Source organism: Amycolatopsis palatopharyngis (assembly GCF_003385185.1).
Taxonomy (GTDB): Bacteria; Actinomycetota; Actinomycetes; order Mycobacteriales; family Pseudonocardiaceae; genus Amycolatopsis; species Amycolatopsis palatopharyngis.
This window is the reverse complement of sequence record NZ_PQHZ01000010.1, coordinates 46,928-68,336: the sequence shown is the minus strand read 5'-3', so window position 1 is coordinate 68,336 and position 21,409 is coordinate 46,928. Positions and strand designations below refer to the sequence as shown.

The window sequence follows — 21,409 nt, the reverse complement described above, 5'->3', positions numbered from 1 at the left end:
GAGATGCGGTGGCGCGCTGCCCGCGCGGCTAGCCGACCCAGCCGGTGTAGTGCTGCTTGCCCCGGCCGCCGCGCTGCTGTGCTGGCTGTTCCCTGCCCGGTTGCCGCAAGGCGGCCGAGGCGACCCGGCCAAGCCACGCGTTGACGGAGCGCCCCTCCTTCGCGGCGGCCTCCTCGATGGAGGTCTTGAGGTGTTCCGGGAGCCGGAAGTTGATTCGCGCGGTGGCTGCTTCGTCGGTGCTCGCAGGACCGGCCTCTGGTGTCGGCTCGGGCTCTGGAGCGGCCGTGGCGTATGCGGGCTCGGACGGCGGCGGCGTCACCACGAAGTTCGGGTCGCGTCCGCGCAGCCGGACCTCGACCGAACCAGGCGCGAGGTCACGGGTGATCTCGTCGGCCGCGGCCGACAACGCCTCCAGCAGGGTGAGGCGGACTGCCGACTCGACCGGCCCGGCCAGCCGCTCAGCCAGCGCGCGGGCCTCCTCGCCCCCGGCCTCAGCGGCGGTCGCGAGCTCCCTGCCGAGGAAATTCACATACGATGTCAAGTCCATGGCGCCACTATGGCACACCGATGGCGCCATCACAAGCCATGATGGCGCCATCGGACGCCATTCTGGCGTCTTACCTGGTCAAGGCCCATCGATGCCCGGCCGCGATGCGGCGAGCGGGCCTACGAGCACGTTGTCCCGAGCAGGAACTTCTCGGCCGCTCGCACCAGGGGTGTCCACTGCTCGCGCTGGACGGTGAGCCCGAACTGGCGGGCTCGTGCGAGTGCGGCTGGCACTTCGGGAAGCCGTCCCGCACGCCTCGCCTCGCTCGTGAGTGTCGCGCCGGCTCGGCGAACGCGAAGCGATACGGTCGGCAGAGCCGGGTATCGGCTGCCGATGTCGCCCCAGAGGCAGCAGTGACCAGCTCTGTCCACATGGCAGCCACCGCGGAGCCCGCGATCAATGCTGCTCCATTCGGCCGTCCACGAACCCCCGCACGTGTCGGCGACTCGGCGCAGAACACCGAGTGCCGCGTTGGGTTCACCCACGTTCAGCAGTGTGGCGTCGTCGCTCGTGCTGAGCAGATCACCGAGTTCGGTCGCGACAAGGAGTGCGCTGCCGCCACGGGCGTCGACCGTGTGGCCTTGCACGGTCGCGGTCGAGACGGGACGTCGCAGTGCCGCCGACAGCGCGGGCAGACCCGAACCGTCGACGACCTGTAGTTCCTCAACCAGATCCGCGGCCTGCCGGGCCGCGGCATAGGAAGCACCATGAGCACGCAACGACCGCAGTGCCACGTCGACGATCTCCCGCGTGGACACCTCGATTGAGCTGGTTCGCCCGGTGGTCATCAGCGTGGTTGCTTCATCGTCTGGTTCCACAGCCGCATCCAGTTCCCGCCCATTATCGCCTCGAGTTCACCGTCACCGAAGCCCGCGTCCGCGAGACCGTTCATGAGCCGGGGAAAATCCCTCGCATCGCGGAACCAGGGCTGCCAGCTCGGCCAGCTGGCAGCCGGGGCATCCGGCCTCGTACGTCCATATCGGAGCGTGGCCAGATCCTGGTCGGTCCAGTGACATGCGAGGTCGCTGCCGATGGCGACGTGTTCGATGCCGATCTGTTCGGCCAGCTTGACCACCATGGCGCAGAAGGACTCCAGTGATGTCTGCGGCCCGCCGATGAAGTTCGGGTACAGCGTGAGCCCGATGACTCCCCCTCGCCGCGCGAGCGCGTCGATGACCTCGTCGGGTTTGTTGCGCGGCGAGTCGCAGTACCACAGTGGATTGGCGTGGGTGATCGCGATCGGACCCGCCGCGGCATCGATCGCGTCCAGGGTCGTGCGGTTGCCGACATGGGAGCAGTCCACCAGAACACCGACCCGGTCCATCTCGGCGATCAAGGTCCGGCCGAAGCGGGTCAAACCGCCGTCGCGCTCGTCGTAGCACGCGCTGCCTGCGAGGTTCTGGATGTTGTAGGTGAGCTGCACGATGCGCACTCCGAGCCGGTGGAAGACCTCCACCAGACCCGGTTCGTCCTCCAGCGGGGCAGTGTTCTGGAACCCCAGCAGGATCGCGGTCCTGCCCTCCTGACGCGCCGCGAGAACATCAGCAGGGCAGGTAGCGGGCCTGATCAGATCGGCATGCTCCCGGAAGTGGCGATCCCAGCTGATGAGCCGATCCAGGGTGCGGCGGGCGTCCTCCCAGACCGCGACGGTGGCATGCACCGCGCTGACTCCACCGGCATGAAGGTGTTCGAACAGTTCCCGGTTCCAGTTGTTGATCTCAATACCGTCGATCACCGGAAAATCGGTCGGTCGCACACTCACTCCTCGTTCTGCTGGGGTAGGGACGGGAAAAGCTCGTGCTCGTAGCGGGCCTGCGTTGGCAACGACTTCCTGCTCGGAGCTCCATTGAGCAGAGTGACTCGGACCCAGTCGGTGGATTGCGGCACGAAATCGGCAGCGCCGTACATCGCGAGCTGGAAGCGCTGCAGCTGCAGCGGCAGGAAGCCGGCGGCGATCAGGTTGTCCCGGACTTCGGCGTAGCGCAGGTTCGCGTGGTTCTGCACGCGTGCCACGGCCGCCCGGTGCTCTGGATGCCGCAGCAGGAAGGCCGCGACCGATTCGTGCTCATGCCTGTCGCGTAAGGCATCGTCCATCGCGGCGACTGCGCGACTGATGTCGATGGGCATTTCGAACTCGGCCCCTCGGTCCACCCCCCGGATCCCGCGCCGGGGCTCTTCGTTGTCGCGCGCGTAGTACCAGAACCAGTGTTCCGAACCCGCGCGCTGGGCCAGGTCATGTGTCCAGGAGTAGCGGGCCAGCTGGGAACGAAGGTGGCCGACCGTGTCGGTGACCCGGGGGTCGTGTGGTTCACCTTCGACGTGCAGCCTTGCCTCCAGTTCGTCGTCGAATGAGTCGTCGAGATCGGTCAGCACGCTGGCGAGCAGTTCCTGGGCCTCGACTCCCATCCGGGCCTCGGCCTCGTGCCAGAGGAGATCGAACGGGTGCGGCCCCCGCGGTCCGCGTCGTACCAGTTCGCGGATGCACCGCAGCTCGGCGGCCAGGCTGCCGGTGTCCTGGAACGGCGAGCACGACCGGCCCGCCCGTGCCTCGCACCAGCCGATCAGGTGAGTCAGGCCGGCGTACAGCTCCGGCCATCGCCGATCCGCGCGGGGCGCGGATGTACCACGGGCGACGGCCAGCGCGGTTTCCCGGATTCCGACCCAGCGGTCGAGGATCATCGGATGGTTGATGACGTAGGGCACCATGCCCAGCCCGGTGGCGTTGCCGATTCCGAGGCACCGGCGCCAGCCAGGGTCCAGCGTCGCGGCGCCGGAGTTCCGTGAGCGGGCCATGTGGTCGACGAGATCGCAACTGAACTCGCGGAACAACCACGCCGCAAGCATGTGCGCCCGGTAGGGACTGGCCACCGCGGGACGGCGGCGCAGGCCGGGATAGGTGGCCATGCCGAAACGGCCGTTGCTGTAGTAGGCGGTACTGCGAACGAGGTACGGCGAGCTGCCGATCAACGCCGCGTCCGGCTGCTGGCCCTCGGCGAGCGCGGCCACGACATGTTCGAAGAACCGGCTGCTGCGGTTGCCCCGGGTCCAGATCAACGTCGCCGCGTCGGCGCGACCACGTTCCTGGCGGGGAACCTCGGTGCGCAGCTCGTGCAGCCGGTCCGCGTCCAGGTCGCCGTCGATCAGCGCCGCTGTGACGTCCCAGGACTTCGCGACCACGCGGTCGATGCGCTCGGTTTCCGCGATGACCGTGGAGAAGACGACGAAACGAAGCACGTCGGTCGGGGTGCGAATCCGGTACACAGCCTCCCCGGCCCCATCCCCGTCGACCACCCACCGTTCGATCTCGATGCGCCAACCATCCCGGACGGCCGTGCGCAACATGGAAGCCGCGAAACTGTGCCGGGTCGGACGCGCGGCACCCAGCCGTTCCGGTGCCATGACGACATCGGGGTCCCGTAACCACCGGTCGAACTGATCGAGCTCCATGGCCGCATCTCCGCCGCGGCTGACAGTCACCGCACTCATCATGACCCCACCGGTGTCTGAGCGCTCTTGTCCGGTTTGCCTTGTCGCGCGCTCAGCCCCTGTTCCCTGGCCAGCCGGCGGACGTACATCGGCGCTGCCCACAGCGTGGGCAGCATGATGAATCCGACCGGGACGGCGGTGATGACGATGAAGGACTGCAAGGCGGAGATGCCACCGTCGCCGACCGAGATCAGCACCGCGGCGGCCGCACCCATCAGTGAGGCCCAGACCGCTCGAAGCCGCGCCGACGGCTGCCCGGTGACCATGCTGGCCTGGGCGACGGAGTACGACATCGAGTCGGTCGTCGTAGCGACGAACAACGTGGTCAGGAGCAGGAACCCGATGCTCAGCACACCAGCCAGTGGCAGGTGCTCGGCAATGCTCATCACCGCTGCGGGCATACCGAACTCCGCCAGTGGCCCCGACACCAATCCCGGCTCCCGTTGCTCGAGCATGATGCCGGTGCCGCCCAGTACGGCGAACCACACGCACGTGGCGACCGGCGGCAGCACGGCCGTGCTGAACACGAGGTCGCGGACCGTTCTGCCGCGGGAGATGCGGGCGATGAAGATCGCCATGAGCGGGCCGTAGCCGAGGAACCAGCCGAAGAAGAACACGGTCCAGGCGGACGTCCACACCGTGTCACCGGTGTAGAGCGACATGCCTACGAAGTTCTGCGCGTAGGTCCCGAATCCCTCGACGAAGGCGGCGGCGACATAGCTGACCGAACCGACCGCGAGCACGAGCGCCATCAGCGCCAGCGCCAGCCAGACGTTGATCCTGCTCAGCAGCTGGATACCACGGCGGATTCCGGTCAGCACCGAAATCACGGCCACCGCCGTCAACACCACGATGACGGTGAGCTGCGTGGCATAGCCGTCGGCGATACCGAACAACGTGGACAGTCCATAGGAAACCTGCAGGCCGAGGAACCCGATGGGGCCGACGGTGCCCGCGACCACCGCGATGATGCACACGATGTCGGCTACCGTGCCGATCTTGCTGGTGGCCACCCGAGCCCCGAGAACCGGGTACAGCAGGGTGCGCGGTCGCAGTGGCATTCCGCGTTGCACGCCGTACATGATCACGATCGCGCCCAGCGATCCGAGGATCGCCCAGGCGAGGAATCCCCAGTGGACGAAGCTCTGCGCCAGCGCGGGCCCCACCGCTTCATCCGCGCCCGCGGGCACGTCGCCGAAGTAGGGCGGGGGGCTCGTGAAGTGGTACATCGGTTCGGCGGCGGCCCAGAACACACCGCCACCCGCCAGCAGCGTGCACATGATCATCGCGACCCACTTGAACCGGCCGAACTCGGGGCTATCGACACCCCCGAGACGGGCGCGCGCATAGGGCGTCAGTGCGACGACCACGGCTACGGCGAACGTGAGCAACAACAGGGCCTGCCAATAGATTCCGAACCAGGCGGCGCTCTTCTCGAAGCCGATGGCGACCCAGTCGCCGACCGTGGCGGGGGCAAGAACGGCCGCGAGCACGAACGTACCCAGTGCACCGGCACTGACTCCGGTGACCGTGCGGTCGACGCGGGTTCGCTCGGTGGGGGCGTCGGAGGTGGACATAGGTGCCTCGTCTCTCCCGGCAGCGCCGCCGGGATCGGTATCAGCGAACGGCGGTCGCGTAGATCGCCTTGGTTTCGGTGAAGAAGTCGCGGGCGGTCTGGCCTTGCTCCTTTGGCCCTGGCGCGGAGGACGACTTCATGCCACCGAAAGGCACATGCAACTCGGATCCGGTGGTCGGCTGGTTGATGTTCACCATTCCCGCGTCCACCTCGTCCGCCGCGCGACGGGCGAGGCGTTCGCTACCGGTGAAGATCGCCGCAGAAAGGCCGAACCGGGTGGTGTTGGCCAGCCTGAACCCCTCATCGACGTCGGCGAAGCCGAGCACGACCGAGACGGGGCCGAAGACCTCCTCACAGGCCAGGCTGAGATCGGGTTTGTCGGTCGCCAGCAGCGTCGGACGCACGTAGTAGCCACCGTCGAGGTGAGCGTCGTCAGCGGGTGCCGCGCCGACGAGCACATCGGCGCCTTCCGTGCGGGCGTTATCGACCGCCTGCCGTACCTCGTCCCGAGCCTCTGCCGAGATCAGCGGGCCGATCGTGCTCGCCGGATCCATGCCGTCACCGATCTTCACCTGCGACAGGGCCGCGGTGAGCCGGTCCAGCACGGCGTCCCTGACGTCGTCGTGTACCAGGATTCGCCTCGCGGCCGTGCACTTCTGCCCCGAACCGCTGACGACGCTGGTAACCAGGGCTCGCACGGTGAGGTCCAGGTCGGCGTCGGGCAGTACCAGCGCCGGGTTGTGCCCGCCCAGTTCGAGCTGGAAACCCGCTCCCCGCGCGGCGCAGATCCCGGCGATCCGCCTGCCGACGGCCTCCGAACCGGTGAATGTCACCGCGACGACCCGGGGATCCTCGACCAGTTGCTGGCCGCGCGCACCCGGACCGGGTACGAACTGCAGAACGCCCCGTGGCAGACCCGCCTCCTGCAGGATGCGCACCAGTGCCGCACCGGTCAGTGCCGCGTAGGAAGCCGGCTTCCACACGACCGTGCAGCCGTGCACCAGCGCGGGCGCGATCTTCCATGCCGGGATGTTGAGCGGGAAGTTCCAGGGGGTGATGACACCGACGACGCCGATCGGGACCCGGTGGGTCCGCACGATCTCGTCGTTGGCGCCACCGTGGAAGACCTCACCGCACGGTTGCCAGGCCTGCATACCGTGGAAGCGCAGCGTCTCCGCGGTGCGGACGACCTCGCCCCGCGCCTCCGCGAGGGTCTTTCCCTCTTCGAGCGTGAGCAATGTGGACAACTCATCGACCCGTGCCGCCACGAGTTCGGCGGCGCGGATCAGCACCCTGCCCCGTTCCTGTGCCGGACGACGACGCCAATCGGCCCATGCGTGCACCGCTCCTTCCACCGCGTCGTCGACGACCGCGCTGTCGGCGGTGGTGATCGCTCCGACGACCTGGCCGGGGTGTGCCGGGTTCTCCCGTTCGTAGCCCTCAGCTCGCCCGGTCAGCCAGGCATCGTTGACGAAGGGTGCGGCATGGGCAGTACTCACTGTGGGGCCTCCGGTGTGACGACGTTCACCTAGTTCTGTACCCAGGCTAAGCAGGGCACATCTAGTTGGTCCAAGACCTGTTGATGCATGATTGATGACTCAAATGAAACGATGAGAAGGCCCTCATGGAACTCAGGCATCTGCGCTACGTCATCGCCATCGCGGAGGAACTGCACTTCGGGCGGGCGGCGGAACGGCTGCGGGTCGCGCAGCCATCCCTGTCACGCCAGGTCCGCCAGCTCGAACGCGATCTCGGCGTGCAGCTGTTCGCCCGCACCAGCAGGCGGGTCGAACTCACCCCCGCGGGCATCGCCTTCGTCGCCGCGGCGCGCCACACCCTGGCCGCCGCCGAGGAGTCGCGAACCGCGGCGAGACAGGCCGCGGCCGGCGTCGTCGGCACCGCGGTATTGGGCTTCGTCGCGTCGGCGGCGGTGGACATCCTGCCGAGGGTGGTGCCCGCCCATCGTTCGGCGCGTTCGCAGGTTCGCCTTTCCCTGCGCGAGATGACTACCGAAGAACAGGTGCCGGCATTGCTCGACGGAGAGATCGATGTGGGCATCGGGCGGGACCTCGAACCACTCGACGAGTTACGGATCGAATCGCTGCATCGCGAACCCCTCATCGCCGCACTCCCGCAGGACCACCATTTACATCACCGGCGGCGGTTGTCCATGGCGGATCTGCGCGGTTCCCCCTTCGTCACGCTCCCCCGGCAGCGGGTACCCCGCGCCTGGGACAAGACGTTGCAGATGTGCCGGCAGGCCGGGTTCGTGCCGTCCTTCACGCAGGAGGCGAACCAGTTCGTGACGTTGCTGGCGTTGGTGGCCGCCGGACTCGGCGTCGCCGTCGTACCCGCCTCAGTGCGCCCGCTACGCCAGCGAGGAGTCCGCTACGTCCCGTTGAAGGATCTGGACGCATGGACCGAGATAACCATCGCCGCTCGGGCGAACGAAACCCACCCGACCGCGCTCGACCTCTATCGGCTGCTGCACGACGCGGCCGGCGCTCATGAGACCTGATCTACCTCGGTAGTCCACAACCTTCAGCCGCTGGAGGACCTTGAGCTGGAGGTGCCTGCGCCAGGCACCTCCAGCTCGTCGGCGTTCGGGATCAGTTCAGTGAGAAATCCTGGGTTTGCGGGTTGAGGTGCGGCAGTTTGATCGCGCCACCGGTCGCCGGGCTGGAGAGCCGGAACACGTTGAGTCCTGTCTGGATCTCGGATTCATAGATGAAGTTGTTGTACCAGTAGGTCGACCAGGCACCGCCGAGGTTGCTGGGCTCGATCGGCGACGGGTCGGAGAACCCGATCGTCCTCGGGTTCGACGGGTCGCTGAAATCAACGGCCCAGGTGCCCGCCTGGTAGTGCCCACCGACCGCGACGTACTTGCCGTTGCGCAGGGGCACCATGTTGTAGTTGTGGATGGTGCAGTTCTCCGTCTCGCTCTGCGCCCGCGGCAACGTCCACTGACCGAGCTTGGCACCGGTTCCGGCGTCGTAGAAGAACATGCTCTTGTCGATGTCCGGGTTGCTTTCCTGGCAACGTGCCTGCGCCCCGCCACCGGGCTCCCACCCGAGCGCGAGTACCTCGCCGTCCCAGGTGAACGCGGCCGAGTGCCAGCGTCCGCCGTCGCCGACCGCGTTGCCCTGTCCGTCGGACTCCTCGATCGCATAGAGGAACCGCGGGTTCTCCAAGGTGCCGCCGCGCGGCGCACCGATGGAGAAGACATTGGCGGCATGGCCGCTGGCGCAGGCCAGCAGGTTGACGTCGCCGAGGATGGCGCCCGCGTCGTGACAGCCGTTGTTGCTGCCCCGCGACCCACCGGTGAGTGGGGCATAGCCGATGTGCGAAGCAGCCGAAGGCGCGTCGAGCGGCACTTCGATGATGTTCATCGTGTCGCACACCGCCCGGCCACCACCCGAGGAGTTGTTGCTGTAGATGACGAGGCGGTTGTTGGCCAGGTCCGGCACCGCGGTCTGGGTGTGCGAACCGCAACCATCCGCCGTACCGCGCTGCGCGGCGCCCGCCTGGCTGAACTCGACCGCACCGATCAGGTCGGGATCCGCGGGATCACTGATGTCGAAGACGTGCACTCCCTCGAAACCGACCGGGACCGGCTCCCCGTCACAGAAGCGCCCGGCGGGAGCGGGTGAGTTCCATGACCGCACCACGATGTCGTCCCAGACGACGATGTCACCCTGGTCCCCGTTGCACTTCGGGTGCGAGACCAGCTTCGGATTACCCGGAGCGGAGATGTCGACGATGCGGAAGCCGTCGTAGTTGCCGTGGATGGCGTACTCGCCCCAGAAGGCTATGTCGGAGCTGACGGTGCGTTCTGCGGACGGGACGCCGAAGAACTGCGCGGGATGTTCACTGTGTCCCTGGGCGTGCATGTTCGCGGTGCTTTCACGAGACGTGTAGCTCCCCGGTTCACCCGGCGTGTCATCGTGATCCCCCTCCGGGTGCGCGCCCGCGGGAGGGGAGACAGCCAGCAGCGACAGCGCTGCGATAAGGACGAAAAGCCGTCGTCCTGCGGTTCTTCTCATTGTCGGGTCCTTCCTTCTTGAGGTTGCCTCGACACGGCAGGACTGGGGGCACCTGTTGTGGTGCCCCCGGCCCGGCCACGGTCGTTCACTGGGCAGGCGTCGTCAGCGGATGACCGACACCTGTGTCTGGGGGTTGAGGTACGGCAGCTTTCGCGCGCCCGCACGGGCGTCGTCACTGAGCAGGAAGATATCCAGGCCACGAAGAATGTCGTTGCCGTAGACGAAGCCGTTGTACCAGTAGCTCGACCACGTGCTACCACCCGAAGGCCGATAGAAACCGACCTCGGCGTCCGCCTCGCCGGCACCCGCGAGCAGCTTGTCCACGTCGACCACTGTCGTTCCACCGGTGTACGCCGAACTCACCAGCACCTTGCGGCCCTTGGTCAGCGGCAGGAAGTTGAAGTTGTGCATCGTGCACGTTCCATCTTCCGCACGGGGGATCTTGTAACTTCCCAGCTCTGCCCCCGTGGCGGTGTCCAGGAACCAGATGCGGCCCTGGTCGTCATCCGGGTCCGCACAACGTGCCGCCCCACCTCCGCCGGACTCGTCGCCGAACGCGACGACCTTGCCGTCCCAGCTGAACGTGGCGGAGTGGAACAGGTCGATTTTGGACGGCTGGACGATCGGGTTGTCGTAGCGCCGGACGAACTCGGGTTTCGCCGGATCGGAGATATCCCACAGCTGTGCCTCCGACATGCATGCCGCTGCCGCGAGATTCATACCGGTGAAAACGCTGATGTCGTGACAGGCGGTGAACGAGAACGTCGTGCCCTGGACCGGGTACGTCGCGGTTTCCGTCGCCGGGTCGAGGAAGGATTTGGCTACGCTGGCGCCCGTCGGGTCGTTCAACGGGACGTCGACAATGGACACGAACCCGTGTCCGCCACCGTCTTCGCCACGGACACAGTTGGGGCCAAGGGCCGCGGTACCGAGTGGATACGACGAGATGTAGACGAGTGCTCGGTTGTTCGCCGGATCTGGTACCAGAGTATTGGTGTGGGAGCCGCAGTCGGTGGCAACCGACGTCAGGTGGACGGGATCGGCCGGATCGGATACGTCGAAGATTCGGACACCCTCGAACATGCCCGGTGTCGAGGCCGTGACGCCCGTGCTGTCGCAGCCACCATGACTCTGTGGGGAGTCGACAGACTGGATCAGCAGGCCTCGATACACCGAGACGTCACCTTGAGCGCCGTTGCAGCGGAAGTCAGTGACGGTTCGCGGATTCTCCGGATCCGCGATGTCGATCACCCGGAAGCCGAGGTAGTTGCCCGCGTAGACGAGCTGGCCGTCGAACGCGAGGTCGGACTGTGTCGCGGACGCGGACCGCTGCACGTTGGCGAGCAGTTTCATGTTCTGACTATGCGCGTCAGGACCCGACGAACCGGGGCCTGAATGATCATGCTCGGGGTCGTGCGCGCTGGCCGTGGTAAGCGGCGCCAGCAGTGCACCGGCCGCGATCACGGAGATGAACGTAAGCCGCCATGATCGTGTCACGACAGCCTCCTATCTCTTCGGAGACGGACGAAAATGTCATCCCCGTGGAGGTCCCAAACAACCTGTCGTCATCGACCGTCCAAATGTGACGGCTATCACTCAGATGGCGCAATGGCGCCGCCTGACTGGCGTAACTCCCCCTCCACTGGCCCTGCCCCGCACCTAGGTAGCGAGGTCGGCGGCGATCAGGGCTACGTGGAGGGATACGCGGATGTCGGGGTCGTCGAGGGAGACGCCGAGCAGCCGTTCGATCTTCGTCAGCCGGTCGTAGAACGCTGCCCGGGACAGATGGACCGCGGCCGCGGCGCCGGACTTGCTCGTCGGATGCTCCAGCAACGCCCGCAGCACCTCGATCAGGTCGCCGCCGCGGCGCTCGTCGTGCTCTTCGAGCACGTCCAGTTCACGGGTGACGAACGCATGCACCCGTTCGTCGTCGCCGAGCATCGTGAGCAGGCCACGGAGGTGTACGTCCTCAAGCCGGTGGACGAGTCTTCCGCTTGTACCTGTGTGCACCGATTCCACCACGTGCTGCGACTCGCGAAGCGTTCGGTCGATATGCCCGGCCCTGGTGACCACGCGGCCGGCGCCGACAACGACCGAATGCCGGTCGGCCGCCCGATCCGCGAGCTTCTCCACCACACGCTCGTGGTTCACGGACGGCGCGAACGACAACAGCACCCGGACATCGCGGTCGATCTCGCACACCAAGGACGACAGACGAAGCCCGTGCGCCGCGTGCACCACAGCGGCGAGTACGTCGTCCACGGTGGACAGTTCGGGGTCGGACCGGCCGCCAAGGGGCAGCCGCGGACGGATCGTGAGGCCGACGAACTCCCGGTTCTCCGTTGGCAGCCCGGACAGTTCGCATCGGCGCAGCAGGTCGGTGTCGGTCGGATCCGCGAGCAGACCGAGCAGCAGCTCGTGGTGTGTGCGCCGCAGGAGGCTGTCGCGATGGCGATCCTGCAGCCGATGCATCGCCAGTGCGGAGGCGGCTCGTTCCGCCACCACGGCGAGTCGCCGCGCGGGCGCGGCTGGAGCCTGAACGATCAGCCGGCCCCAGTCCTTGTCACGCCGGCCAAGTCTGGTGACCAGCCAGCCGTTCGCCGCGTCCCAGGCCGTGCGTCCGGGGTGATCGACAGCGCGTGACCGCGATTGCCAGTCGGCCAGGAAACCGGCGATGTCCTCTGGTCCTGCCCGGTAGTCGAGCACTCTGTGTTGTTCGTCCTCCAGCACCACCGCGGCGCCGGCCAGGCGCTGCACGGCGGCCAGGATCTCGGTCGGGCCCGCCTCCTCCATGCTCAGCGCGGTGAAGGTGTCATGTACCCGCTCGGCCTCGCGAAGCTCCGCGAGCTGCTCGTCCACGATTCGCTCGCCCACCGCCTGGGTGACGGCGGCGAATCGCACCTCACGCGTCAACGCGACGAGCGGAAGGTCCAACCGCTCGCAGACCGAGACGAGTGCCGCGGGAACCGAAGCCCAGCGGCGGCCCAGTTCGATGAGCAGGCCCGCTGCTTCACTGTCCCGCAGGCTCCTCGCCAACGCCTCGAGGCCATCGTCGTTGCCGGGGAACGCGATACCTGTACTCAACACCAGATCGCCCCCGCGCAGCAGTGGTGCGATATCGGCCAGCTCGGTCGTATGTACCCACCGGACCTGACGGCCAAGGCCGGACCTGCCAGCGAGAACCTCGGGGCGCGCCGCCCGCAGCACGGACATCTCCAGCACCTGCTCCACAGTCACCACGGCCATGGCACACCCCTTTCGACGCCGACATAATGTCGGCAGTCTCCTCGAAATCCTACGATGTGTCGGCAAGTAATAGCGATCCGTCGAGCTAGCTTGGGCCCATGACCACCTCCATCACACACTGGGCCGACGGAGCCGAGTTCTCCGGCACTTCCGGCCTCTGGGCCGATGTCACCAACCCGGCCACCGGCCAGGTCAGCGGGCGCGTCGCGCTTGCCGGCGAGCAGGACGCCCAGCACGTCATCGCCTCGGCAGCCACAGCAGGCAGCGCCTGGGGCGCCACGTCGCTGGCCAAACGCACGCAGATCCTCTTCGCCTTTCGTGAGCTGCTCAACAGCCGGAAGGAGGAGTTGGCCCGGCTGATCACGGCCGAACACGGCAAGGTCCATTCCGACGCCCTCGGGGAGATCACCCGCGGCCAGGAGGTCGTCGAGTTCGCCTGCGGCATCTCCCACCTGCTCAAGGGTGGCTACTCCGGTAGCGCGTCGACCGGCGTCGACGTTCACTCCAAACGTGAACCGCTCGGCGTCGTCGGGATCATCAGCCCGTTCAACTTCCCGGCCATGGTGCCCATGTGGTTCTTCCCGATCGCTATCGCCTCGGGGAACTCGGTGGTCCTCAAGCCGAGCGAGAAGGACCCCTCCGCCGCCCTGTGGATCGCCGACCTCTGGAAGGAGGCCGGACTGCCGGACGGGGTCTTCAACGTGCTGCAGGGCGACAAGGTCGCCGTAGACGCGCTGCTGCGGAGCCCGGACGTGGCCGCGATCAGCTTCGTCGGCTCCACCCCGATCGCCCAGTACGTGTACGAGGAGGCGAGCCGCAACGGCAAGCGGGTCCAGGCCCTCGGCGGCGCGAAGAACCACATGGTCGTGCTGCCGGACGCCGATCTCGACCTCGCGGCCGATGCCGCGGTGAACGCCGGGTACGGCAGCGCCGGAGAGCGGTGCATGGCCATCAGTGTCCTGGTAGCGGTGGACCCGGTGGGCGACGATCTCGTCGCGCGCATCGCCGAACGCACCCGAACCCTGGTCACCGGGGACGGCCGCGAGGGCAGTGGCCCGGACGGCACCGAAGCCGACATGGGCCCACTGGTGACCAAGGCGCACCGGGACCGGGTCGCCGATTTCGTCGCCTCCGGTGAGGCGGCAGGCGCCAAGCTGGTGCTCGACGGCCGCGAGGTCGACGCTCGCGGCGCACAGGAGGGCCACTGGCTCGGTCCGACGCTGTTCGACCACGTCACGGCCGACATGGACATCTACACCGAGGAGATCTTCGGCCCGGTCCTCGCCGTCGTGCGGGTTTCGTCCTACGACGAGGCCGTCGAGCTGATCAACGCCAATCAGTACGGCAACGGCACCGCGGTCTTCACCAACGACGGCGGAGCGGCCCGCCGCTTCGAAACCGACGTCCAGGTGGGCATGATCGGCGTCAACGTCCCGATTCCCGTACCTGTCGCCTACTATTCGTTCGGCGGATGGAAGCGTTCACTGTTCGGCGACACCCACGCGCACGGCACAGAGGGCGTCCACTTCTTCACTCGCGCCAAGGTCGTCACGTCCCGATGGATCAACCCGGCCGCCCGCCCAGAAGGCGGCCTCGAATTGGGGTTCCCGCAGAATGTCTGAGCACTTCGCAGCCACGTTCGACGCCGAAAGGGCCTACGAGCTCGACCGTCGGCATGTCTTTCACTCCTGGTCGGCGCAGGCGAAGCTGGACCCGATGGTCATCACCAAGGCCGAAGGCTCCTATGTGTGGGACCGCGAGGGCAACCGCCTGCTCGACTTCACCTCCCAGTTGGTGTTCACCAACCTCGGGCATCAGCACCCCGCCATCGTCCGGGCGATCCAGGAGCAGGCGGCGACGCTGTGCACCGTGGCACCTGGCCACGTCAACGGGGCCCGGTCCGAGGCCGCTCGGCTGATCGCCGAGCACGCTCCCGGGGACCTCAACCGGGTCTTCTTCACCAACGGCGGGGCGGACGCCAACGAACACGCCATCCGGATGGCCCGGCTGCACACCGGACGCCCGAAGGTGCTGTCCACCTATCGCTCGTACCACGGCGGAACCGACCTCGCGGTCAACGTCACCGGCGATCCTCGCAGGTGGGCCAATGACACCGGTTCGGCAGGCGTCGTGCATTTCTTCGGCCCGTTCCGCTACCGCAGCGCCTTCTCCGCGGATACCGAGGAGGAGGAGTGCGGCCGCGCGCTGGCCCACCTGGAACAGGTCATCACGCTCGAGGGTGCGTCGACGATCGCGGCCATCGTGCTCGAGTCGATCCCCGGTACCGCGGGAATCATGGTTCCGCCACCCGGCTATCTCGCGGGCGTCCGGGAACTGTGCGATCGGTACGGCATCGTCTTCATCGCCGACGAGGTGATGTCCGGCTTCGGCCGGGCCGGGAAGTGGTTCGCCGTCGAGCACGGCTCGGACAACTCGGGCGGCTCGGTCGTCCCGGATCTGCTCACCTTCGCCAAGGGCGTGAATTCCGGATACGTTCCGCTCGGCGGTGTCGTCATCAACGAGGCCATCTACTCGACCTTCGCCGAACGGCCGTATCCCGGTGGGCTCACCTACTCGGGTCACCCGCTGGCCTGCGCCGCCGCCGTCGCCACGATCCGGGCGATGGAGGACGACCACATCGTCGAACACGCGGCGGCCCTCGGTGAGGATGTGTTCGGACCGGGACTGCGGGAGCTGGCGGAACAGCACGACTGGATCGGCGAGGTCCGCGGAACAGGTGCGTTCTGGGCTGTCGAACTGGTCGCCGACCAGGGTTCGCGCGAACCGCTGGCCCCCTACGGTGGGACGAGTCCGGCCATGAGCGCGATCGTCGCGGCCTGTCAACGGCGCGGTCTGCTGCCCTTCGCGAACTCCAACCGCATTCACGTCGTACCTCCGCTCACAACGACGGCGGAGCAGGCTCGGGCCGGGATCGGCATCCTCGATCAGGCACTGACCGAGGCCCGCGCGGCCCTCGGCTGACGTCGCCCTGGCCGGGCGATCACGGATCTTCCGGCAACACCTCGCTGCCGTACCGGCTCGCGCAGAACAGGCGGAGCCGGTCGGCCATCGCAGCCAGTGCGTGCGCGGCGTGGTGGTCGGGCGCCCAGGCCGCGTAGAGCTTGATCCGGAGGCAGCCGAGCGCGGTGTCGATCCGCAGGCCACGCAGGCCGAATCGAGGGTCGTCGGAGACGACCGCGATACCGCGGCCTGCCGCGGCCAGGGCCTGCGCGACCTGCGCGTTACCGCATTCGACGTACTCGGCCGCGCCGAGCCCTTCGGCGGCGAACGCCTCCCGCAGGAGCTGCCGCGGCCGGAAGGACGGATCGAGCACCACCAGAGGCTGCTCGGCCAGCTCGGCGAGGCCGACCGAGTCCCGTGTGGCCCATGGATGATCGTGCGGCACATAGGCCCACAGCGGCAGGACGGCGAGCGCCCGGCTGCTCCACGACGTGGGCGGCGGCCTGGTCACGATCGCCAGGTCCGCATCGTGCCGCAGCAGGTCCAACGCCCCCGGTTTGCTCGCCTCGCGCACCGTGGGCAACGGATCCGCGGAGACGAACGTGGCCAGGAACGGGGCGATGACATCGGTGAGTGTCGTGGTCGGAGCCGCGATGGTGAGGTGGACGAGCCGGCCGGCCGCGAAAGCGTCCGCGGCCGAGCGGACCGATTCCGCTCGGCGTACGAGATCGCGGACGACCGGCAGGAACTGTCGTCCGGCCGCCGTCAGTTCCAGTCTGCCGCTGCCGCGATCGAACAGCGTGACGTGCAACTCGCGCTCGAGCTGGCGAAGCTGCCGCGACAACGCCGGCTGGGTCACGTGCACGACCTGGGCCGCGGCGTTCACCGAGCCAGACTCGGCGACCGCGACGAAATACCTCAGCGTCCGAAGCTCCATGCCAGCAAGTATGCCGCAAAGTACTAGGAGCCTTGCAAAATACGCACTGGACGGCATGGCCTGCCTCCGGTGAGGATGCACCCAATGACCCGTCGGCAACGTCCCAGCCGCCGCTGAGACGGCACTTCGCCAAGCCCCGTCGTAAGAAAGGCAACCGATGTCGCTCATCGATACCTTGGAGCCCAGCGCCGGCCTGTACGTCGGCGGCCGGTGGACAACCGGAGCCGCCGGGCTGTTCGACGTGCGCGATCCGGCGAACGCCCGGGTGATCGCGACGGTAGCGAACGGTGGACCAGCCGATGCCGCCGATGCGGTGGACGCGGCCGCGGCCGCCGCTTCCGCATGGGCCCGCACTCCGGCCCGGCAGCGATCGGAGATACTCCGGCGCGCCTACGATCTGGTGCTGCGCGACCGCGCGGACCTCGCCGCGCTGATCACGGCCGAGAACGGCAAGTCATTGACCGACGCACTCGGCGAGGTCTCCTACGCCGCCGAGTTCTTCCGGTGGTACGCCGAGGAAGCCGTGCGTACCGAGGGCCGGTACGGACCGTCGCCCGCCGGCGGTGCCCGGACCGTGGTGACCTATCGCCCGGTCGGCATCGCGGCCCTCGTCACCCCGTGGAACTTCCCTGCCGCCATGGCCACCCGCAAGATCGCACCCGCGCTCGCGGCCGGATGCACGGTCGTGCTCAAGCCCGCGGCCGAGACGCCACTGACGGCTCTCGCGATCACCCGCCTGCTCGCCGAAGCAGGTGTTCCCGAAGGCGTCGTCAACGTGGTGCCGACGACCGACGCCGCGGGCGTGGTGAGCACGTGGATGGGGGATTCCCGCGTCCGCAAGATCTCGTTCACCGGATCGACCGGGGTGGGCAGGCTGCTGCTGCGCCAGGCCGCGGACCGCGTGGTCAACGCCTCGATGGAACTGGGCGGCAACGCACCGTTCATCGTCACCGCCGACGCCGACCTCGACGCCGCTGTCGCCGGCGCGATGGTCGCGAAGTTCCGCGGCGGCGGCCAGGCCTGCACGGCCGCCAACCGCTTCTACCTCCACGCCGACATCGCGGACGAGTTCGTGGCACGGTTCGGAAAGGAGGTCGAGGCATTGCGCGTCGGCGCCGCCGCCGACCCGGACAACCAGGTCGGCCCGCTCATCAGCGCCGAAGCCGTCAAGAACGTGACCGCACTGGTCGACGACGCGATCCGGCGCGGAGCCCGGACAGCGGCCAGCGCGGCCGTCCCTGCCGACACGGACGGATACTTCTTCGCCCCCACGGTGCTCACCGATGTGCCTGCCGATGCCGACATCGTCCAGCAGGAGATCTTCGGCCCGGTGGCACCGATCGTCACCTGGCAGAACCGGGACGAACTGCTCACGCTCGTCAACGACTCCGAAATGGGCCTCGCGGCCTATGTATTCGCCGGGAACCTGCAGGACGCCGTGCGGCTCGGTGAGTCGATCGAAGCGGGCATGGTCGGGATCAACCGCGGCATCGTCTCCGACCCCGCGGCCCCCTTCGGCGGGGTCAAGCAGAGCGGGCTGGGCCGGGAAGGAAGCCACGAAGGCCTGCACGAGTTCACCGAGCCCCAGTACCTGAGCCTCGACTGGCCGGAGCTTCCGGCGTAGCCGGTACGAACTCAGCGGCGGATCCGGGCGGCGAGCAGTTCGGCCAGGTGGATCCCGTCGCGCTCGGTCAGGTGCTCGAGCTGGGTCCGGCAGGAGAACCCGTCGGTGAGCACGGTGACCGTCTCGTCCGCGGCGCGGACCGCGGGCAGCAGATTGTCCTCGGCCACCGCGATGCTGAGGTCGTAGTGGCCGCGCTCGGCGCCGAAGTTGCCGGCGAGGCCACAGCAGCCGTCGACCGTCGTGACTTCGGCGCCGGCCCGGTCCAGTAGGGCCCGGTCGGCGCCGAAGCCCATGACCGCGTGCTGATGGCAGTGCGGTTGGGCGACGGCCTTCGTGCCGGCGAGATCAGGTGGCTGCCACCCCTGCACCTCACCGAGCAGCTCGGCGAGCGTTCTGACGGCTCCCTCGACAGCGGTGACGGCGGGGGCGGGACCGAGCAGTTCCGCCGCATCGCCACGAAAAACCGAGGCGCAGGAGGGCTCGAGACCGACGATGGGGGTGCCTGCCTCGGCCGCGTCCGCGAGCGCGTTGACACTACGGCGAAGCATCCGGCGGGCGGTGCCGAGTTGCCCGGTGGAGATCCAGGTCAGCCCACAGCACAGCTTCTGGTCCGGAATGGACACCGAGAATCCGGCGTCCTCCAGTACGGTGACGGCCGCGACGCCGACCTGTGGGGTGAAGTGATCGGTGAAGGTGTCCACCCAGAGCAGGACCGGCTCCCCGGACGCCTTGGGATGGTCGGAGAACCACTGCCGGAACGTCTGTTTCGTGAACGTGGGCAGTGTCCGGCGGCTGTCGACGCCCGCCATCCGCTTGCCGAGCGCGGCCAGCGGCCCGGACATCGCACTGTTGACCAGGCCGGGCATCCGGGACGCCAGCCGGGCCCATCGAGGCAGCCAGCCCAGTGAGTAGTGGGCCGCCGGACGCGGCCGGTGGCGATAACGCTGGTACAGCGCCTCCGCCTTGTAGGTGGCCATGTCCACCCCGGTGGGACATTCCGAGGCGCAGGCCTTGCAGGAAAGGCACAGATCGAGAACGTCCTGGACCTCGGGTGCGCGCCAGCCGGACACAAGGGATCCGTTGGCCAGTTCCTGCAACACCCGCGCCCGGCCTCGGGTGGAGTCCCGCTCGTCCCTTGTCGCCCTGAAGGAAGGGCACATCACCCCGGATCCGGTTGCCACCCGGCACTTCCCCACCCCGGTACACCGGTGCACCGCGGTACTGAAATCGCCACCATCGGCGTGGTAGGCGAATCCGAGCCCGGTTCGCAACGGGCGCGCCGACGGCAGGCGGAGGTCCGCGTCCGCCGGGCTCGGGCGGACGATGATCCCGGGGTTGAGCACATCGCCGGGATCGAAGACGTCCTTGACCGCGGCGAAGGCCTCCAGTGCGGCCTCCGAATACATCAACGGCAGCAGTTCGCCCCGGGCGCGACCATCGCCGTGTTCTCCGGACATCGAGCCGCCGTAGCCTGCCACGAGTTTCGCCGCCTCGACGAGAAACCCGTGGAAAACCGACCTGCCTTCCCGCTTGGTGAGCGGGAAGTCGATACGAATGTGCACGCATCCGTCCCCGAAATGTCCATAAGGGACACCAGCGAGACCGTGTTCGGCCAGCAGGGCCTCGAATTCCCGCAGATACGCGCCGAGGTGCTCCGGTGGTACCGCGGCGTCCTCCCAGCCCGCGTGGCCGGGCCGCTCCGGGTTCACCCTGGTGGCGAGCCCCGCACCGTCCTCACGGATCTTCCACAGCGCCGCCGCCTCACCTGGGCCACGGGCGACACGGCCGTCGTTGGCCCCGCCCGCGGCGAGCACAGCGGCGGCCCGCGCTTCGACCTCGGCGGCATCGTCGCCACCGAGTTCCACGAACAGCCAGCCCGCGCCCCTGGGCAGCTCGGGTACCGCCGCTCCGCCCTTCTTCCGGCGCACGACGTCCACGATCCGTGCGTCCAGGCCCTCGATGGCGACCGGGTCGAAGGGCAACAGAGCGGGCACCGCATCGGCCGCGGCGGCCATGTCCGGGTATCCGAGCACCACCAGGACGGTGGTCGTCGGAGCGCGGACCAGGCGGACGGTGGCCTGGCGCAACACTCCCAGTGTCCCCTCGGTACCGACCAGCGTCTTCGCCAGGTCGAACCCGCGTTCGGGCAGCAGATGCTCGAGCGAGTACCCGGACACCTGCCGGGTGAACCTGCCGAACTCGGTCCGGATAACTCCCAGCCGCGAACGCACCACCTCGTCGAGCGCCGTCAGCGTCGGTGAGGAGCTGGGATCGCGGTCCCGGGCGGCGTGCAGGTTCTCGCCCGTTCCCGTCACCAGGTCGAGGTCGACCACGTTGTCCGCGGTGCGGCCGTAGCCCAGGGCCCTGGACCCACAGGCGTTGTTACCGATCATCCCGCCGATCGTGCAGCGGTTGTGGGTGGACGGATCGGGGCCGAAGCGAAGGCCGTGCGGGGCGGCCGCGCGCTGCAGATCGTCCAGGATCACGCCCGGATCGACAACAGCCGTCGCGGTCTCCGGATCTATGTGGTGTATCCGGTCGAGGTGCCGGGAGAAGTCGACGACCACGCCGGGCCCCACCGCGTTGCCGGCGATCGACGTCCCCGATCCCCTCGCGGTCAGCGGCATTCCCGTCGACCTGCAGACCTCCACCACGGCTGCGACCTCATCGGCGGCCCGTGGGAAGACCACGACCGAGGGCACGACTCGGTAGAGCGAGGCGTCGGCGGAGTACTCCGCCCGGCAGCGCCGCGAGTCGTCGATATCGGTGACACCGGCCCCACGTAGCGCGGCAACCACCTGGACAGCAGAATCGGCCGAGATACTCATCGCTGGGATCATCTCAGGCGCCGTCGGCGTCCGCTCGGCAGGAGATCGCACCCTGGCACCGCCCCAACTCCCCTCTCGCACTTTCCCGGGAAAGTGCGAGCCCTGCCCAGCTCCAGCGCCCAGAAATCCGCACTTTCCCGGGAAAGCGCGCTGGGGGCCGG

At 68.1% G+C, this 21,409-nt stretch carries 15 protein-coding genes; 4 read left to right on the top strand and 11 right to left on the bottom strand.

Features of this window, described 5'->3' with window-relative positions; translation table 11 throughout:
• Positions 1 to 28: 28 nt before the first annotated feature.
• The 6 genes from D0C15_RS10225 to D0C15_RS10200 form a co-directional block, all read right to left on the bottom strand.
• Positions 29 to 547, bottom strand: a complete 519-nt coding sequence (locus D0C15_RS10225) for an Arc family DNA-binding protein (protein WP_116043351.1) — start codon at positions 545 to 547, stop codon at positions 29 to 31.
• Positions 548 to 666: 119 nt separating this feature from the next.
• On the bottom strand, positions 667 to 1,335 hold the full coding sequence (locus tag D0C15_RS10220) for a hypothetical protein (protein WP_116043349.1): 669 nt from the start codon (positions 1,333 to 1,335) through the stop codon (positions 667 to 669).
• Positions 1,335 to 2,303 (bottom strand): membrane dipeptidase, encoded by a 969-nt coding sequence (locus tag D0C15_RS10215; protein ID WP_245975688.1) that lies wholly within the window; start codon positions 2,301 to 2,303, stop codon positions 1,335 to 1,337. The genes D0C15_RS10220 and D0C15_RS10215 overlap by 1 nt, the downstream gene beginning before the upstream one ends.
• A 2-nt stretch (positions 2,304 to 2,305) precedes the next feature.
• Positions 2,306 to 4,024 carry a hypothetical protein gene (locus D0C15_RS10210; RefSeq protein WP_162829986.1) on the bottom strand — a complete coding sequence of 573 codons (1,719 nt, stop codon included), beginning with the start codon at positions 4,022 to 4,024 and terminating at the stop codon, positions 2,306 to 2,308.
• Between the two features lie 8 nt (positions 4,025 to 4,032).
• Positions 4,033 to 5,610: a BCCT family transporter gene (locus tag D0C15_RS10205; RefSeq protein ID WP_116043342.1), complete on the bottom strand. Its 1,578-nt coding sequence runs from the start codon at positions 5,608 to 5,610 to the stop codon at positions 4,033 to 4,035.
• A 40-nt stretch (positions 5,611 to 5,650) separates the two neighbouring features.
• Positions 5,651 to 7,108, bottom strand: coding sequence for an aldehyde dehydrogenase family protein (locus tag D0C15_RS10200; protein WP_162829985.1), 1,458 nt, complete (start codon positions 7,106 to 7,108; stop codon positions 5,651 to 5,653).
• A 125-nt stretch (positions 7,109 to 7,233) separates the two neighbouring features.
• Here D0C15_RS10200 and D0C15_RS10195 point away from each other — a divergent pair, with 125 nt between their 5' ends.
• Entirely contained in the window at positions 7,234 to 8,127 is an 894-nt protein-coding gene (locus D0C15_RS10195) for a LysR family transcriptional regulator (RefSeq protein ID WP_116043337.1), read from the top strand.
• Positions 8,128 to 8,218: 91 nt separating this feature from the next.
• Here D0C15_RS10195 and D0C15_RS10190 read toward each other — a convergent pair whose 3' ends face one another.
• The 3 genes from D0C15_RS10190 to D0C15_RS10180 form a co-directional block, all read right to left on the bottom strand.
• Positions 8,219 to 9,652 carry an LVIVD repeat-containing protein gene (locus tag D0C15_RS10190; RefSeq protein WP_116043334.1) on the bottom strand — a complete coding sequence of 478 codons (1,434 nt, stop codon included), beginning with the start codon at positions 9,650 to 9,652 and terminating at the stop codon, positions 8,219 to 8,221.
• 102 nt (positions 9,653 to 9,754) lie between these two features.
• Positions 9,755 to 11,005, bottom strand: a complete 1,251-nt coding sequence (locus D0C15_RS10185) for an LVIVD repeat-containing protein (protein WP_162829984.1) — start codon at positions 11,003 to 11,005, stop codon at positions 9,755 to 9,757.
• A gap of 306 nt (positions 11,006 to 11,311) precedes the next feature.
• Positions 11,312 to 12,898 (bottom strand): PucR family transcriptional regulator, encoded by a 1,587-nt coding sequence (locus tag D0C15_RS10180; RefSeq protein WP_116043328.1) that lies wholly within the window; start codon positions 12,896 to 12,898, stop codon positions 11,312 to 11,314.
• Between the two features lie 98 nt (positions 12,899 to 12,996).
• On the opposite strand from D0C15_RS10180, the gene D0C15_RS10175 reads away from it, so the two are divergent.
• Complete coding sequence (locus D0C15_RS10175) at positions 12,997 to 14,520, top strand: CoA-acylating methylmalonate-semialdehyde dehydrogenase (RefSeq protein ID WP_116043326.1); 1,524 nt, start codon at positions 12,997 to 12,999, stop codon at positions 14,518 to 14,520.
• Complete coding sequence (locus D0C15_RS10170) at positions 14,513 to 15,880, top strand: aspartate aminotransferase family protein (protein WP_116043324.1); 1,368 nt, start codon at positions 14,513 to 14,515, stop codon at positions 15,878 to 15,880. The genes D0C15_RS10175 and D0C15_RS10170 overlap by 8 nt, the downstream gene beginning before the upstream one ends.
• 19 nt (positions 15,881 to 15,899) lie before the next feature.
• Here the strand turns inward: D0C15_RS10170 and D0C15_RS10165 are convergent, their stop codons facing one another.
• Positions 15,900 to 16,796 (bottom strand): LysR family transcriptional regulator, encoded by an 897-nt coding sequence (locus D0C15_RS10165; RefSeq protein WP_116043321.1) that lies wholly within the window; start codon positions 16,794 to 16,796, stop codon positions 15,900 to 15,902.
• 157 nt (positions 16,797 to 16,953) lie between these two features.
• Between D0C15_RS10165 and D0C15_RS10160 the strand changes: the two genes are divergently transcribed.
• Positions 16,954 to 18,420: an NAD-dependent succinate-semialdehyde dehydrogenase gene (locus D0C15_RS10160; protein WP_116043318.1), complete on the top strand. Its 1,467-nt coding sequence runs from the start codon at positions 16,954 to 16,956 to the stop codon at positions 18,418 to 18,420.
• An 11-nt stretch (positions 18,421 to 18,431) separates the two neighbouring features.
• Here D0C15_RS10160 and D0C15_RS10155 read toward each other — a convergent pair whose 3' ends face one another.
• Complete coding sequence (locus D0C15_RS10155) at positions 18,432 to 21,248, bottom strand: FAD-binding and (Fe-S)-binding domain-containing protein (RefSeq protein ID WP_116043315.1); 2,817 nt, start codon at positions 21,246 to 21,248, stop codon at positions 18,432 to 18,434.
• Positions 21,249 to 21,409 lie beyond the last annotated feature (161 nt).

Bases quoted from the DNA above. Each gene is read 5' to 3' on its own strand.
- D0C15_RS10225 (WP_116043351.1), bottom strand. From the start codon at position 547: ATGGACTTGACATCGTATGTGAATTTCCTCGGCAGGGAGCTCGCGACC.
- D0C15_RS10220 (WP_116043349.1), bottom strand. From the start codon at position 1,335: ATGACCACCGGGCGAACCAGCTCAATCGAGGTGTCCACGCGGGAGATC.
- D0C15_RS10205 (WP_116043342.1), bottom strand. From the start codon at position 5,610: ATGTCCACCTCCGACGCCCCCACCGAGCGAACCCGCGTCGACCGCACG.
- D0C15_RS10195 (WP_116043337.1), top strand. From the start codon at position 7,234: ATGGAACTCAGGCATCTGCGCTACGTCATCGCCATCGCGGAGGAACTG.
- D0C15_RS10190 (WP_116043334.1), bottom strand. From the start codon at position 9,652: ATGAGAAGAACCGCAGGACGACGGCTTTTCGTCCTTATCGCAGCGCTG.
- D0C15_RS10185 (WP_162829984.1), bottom strand. From the start codon at position 11,005: ATGAAACTGCTCGCCAACGTGCAGCGGTCCGCGTCCGCGACACAGTCC.
- D0C15_RS10180 (WP_116043328.1), bottom strand. From the start codon at position 12,898: ATGGCCGTGGTGACTGTGGAGCAGGTGCTGGAGATGTCCGTGCTGCGG.
- D0C15_RS10175 (WP_116043326.1), top strand. From the start codon at position 12,997: ATGACCACCTCCATCACACACTGGGCCGACGGAGCCGAGTTCTCCGGC.
- D0C15_RS10170 (WP_116043324.1), top strand. From the start codon at position 14,513: ATGTCTGAGCACTTCGCAGCCACGTTCGACGCCGAAAGGGCCTACGAG.
- D0C15_RS10165 (WP_116043321.1), bottom strand. From the start codon at position 16,796: ATGGAGCTTCGGACGCTGAGGTATTTCGTCGCGGTCGCCGAGTCTGGC.
- D0C15_RS10160 (WP_116043318.1), top strand. From the start codon at position 16,954: ATGTCGCTCATCGATACCTTGGAGCCCAGCGCCGGCCTGTACGTCGGC.
- D0C15_RS10155 (WP_116043315.1), bottom strand. From the start codon at position 21,248: ATGAGTATCTCGGCCGATTCTGCTGTCCAGGTGGTTGCCGCGCTACGT.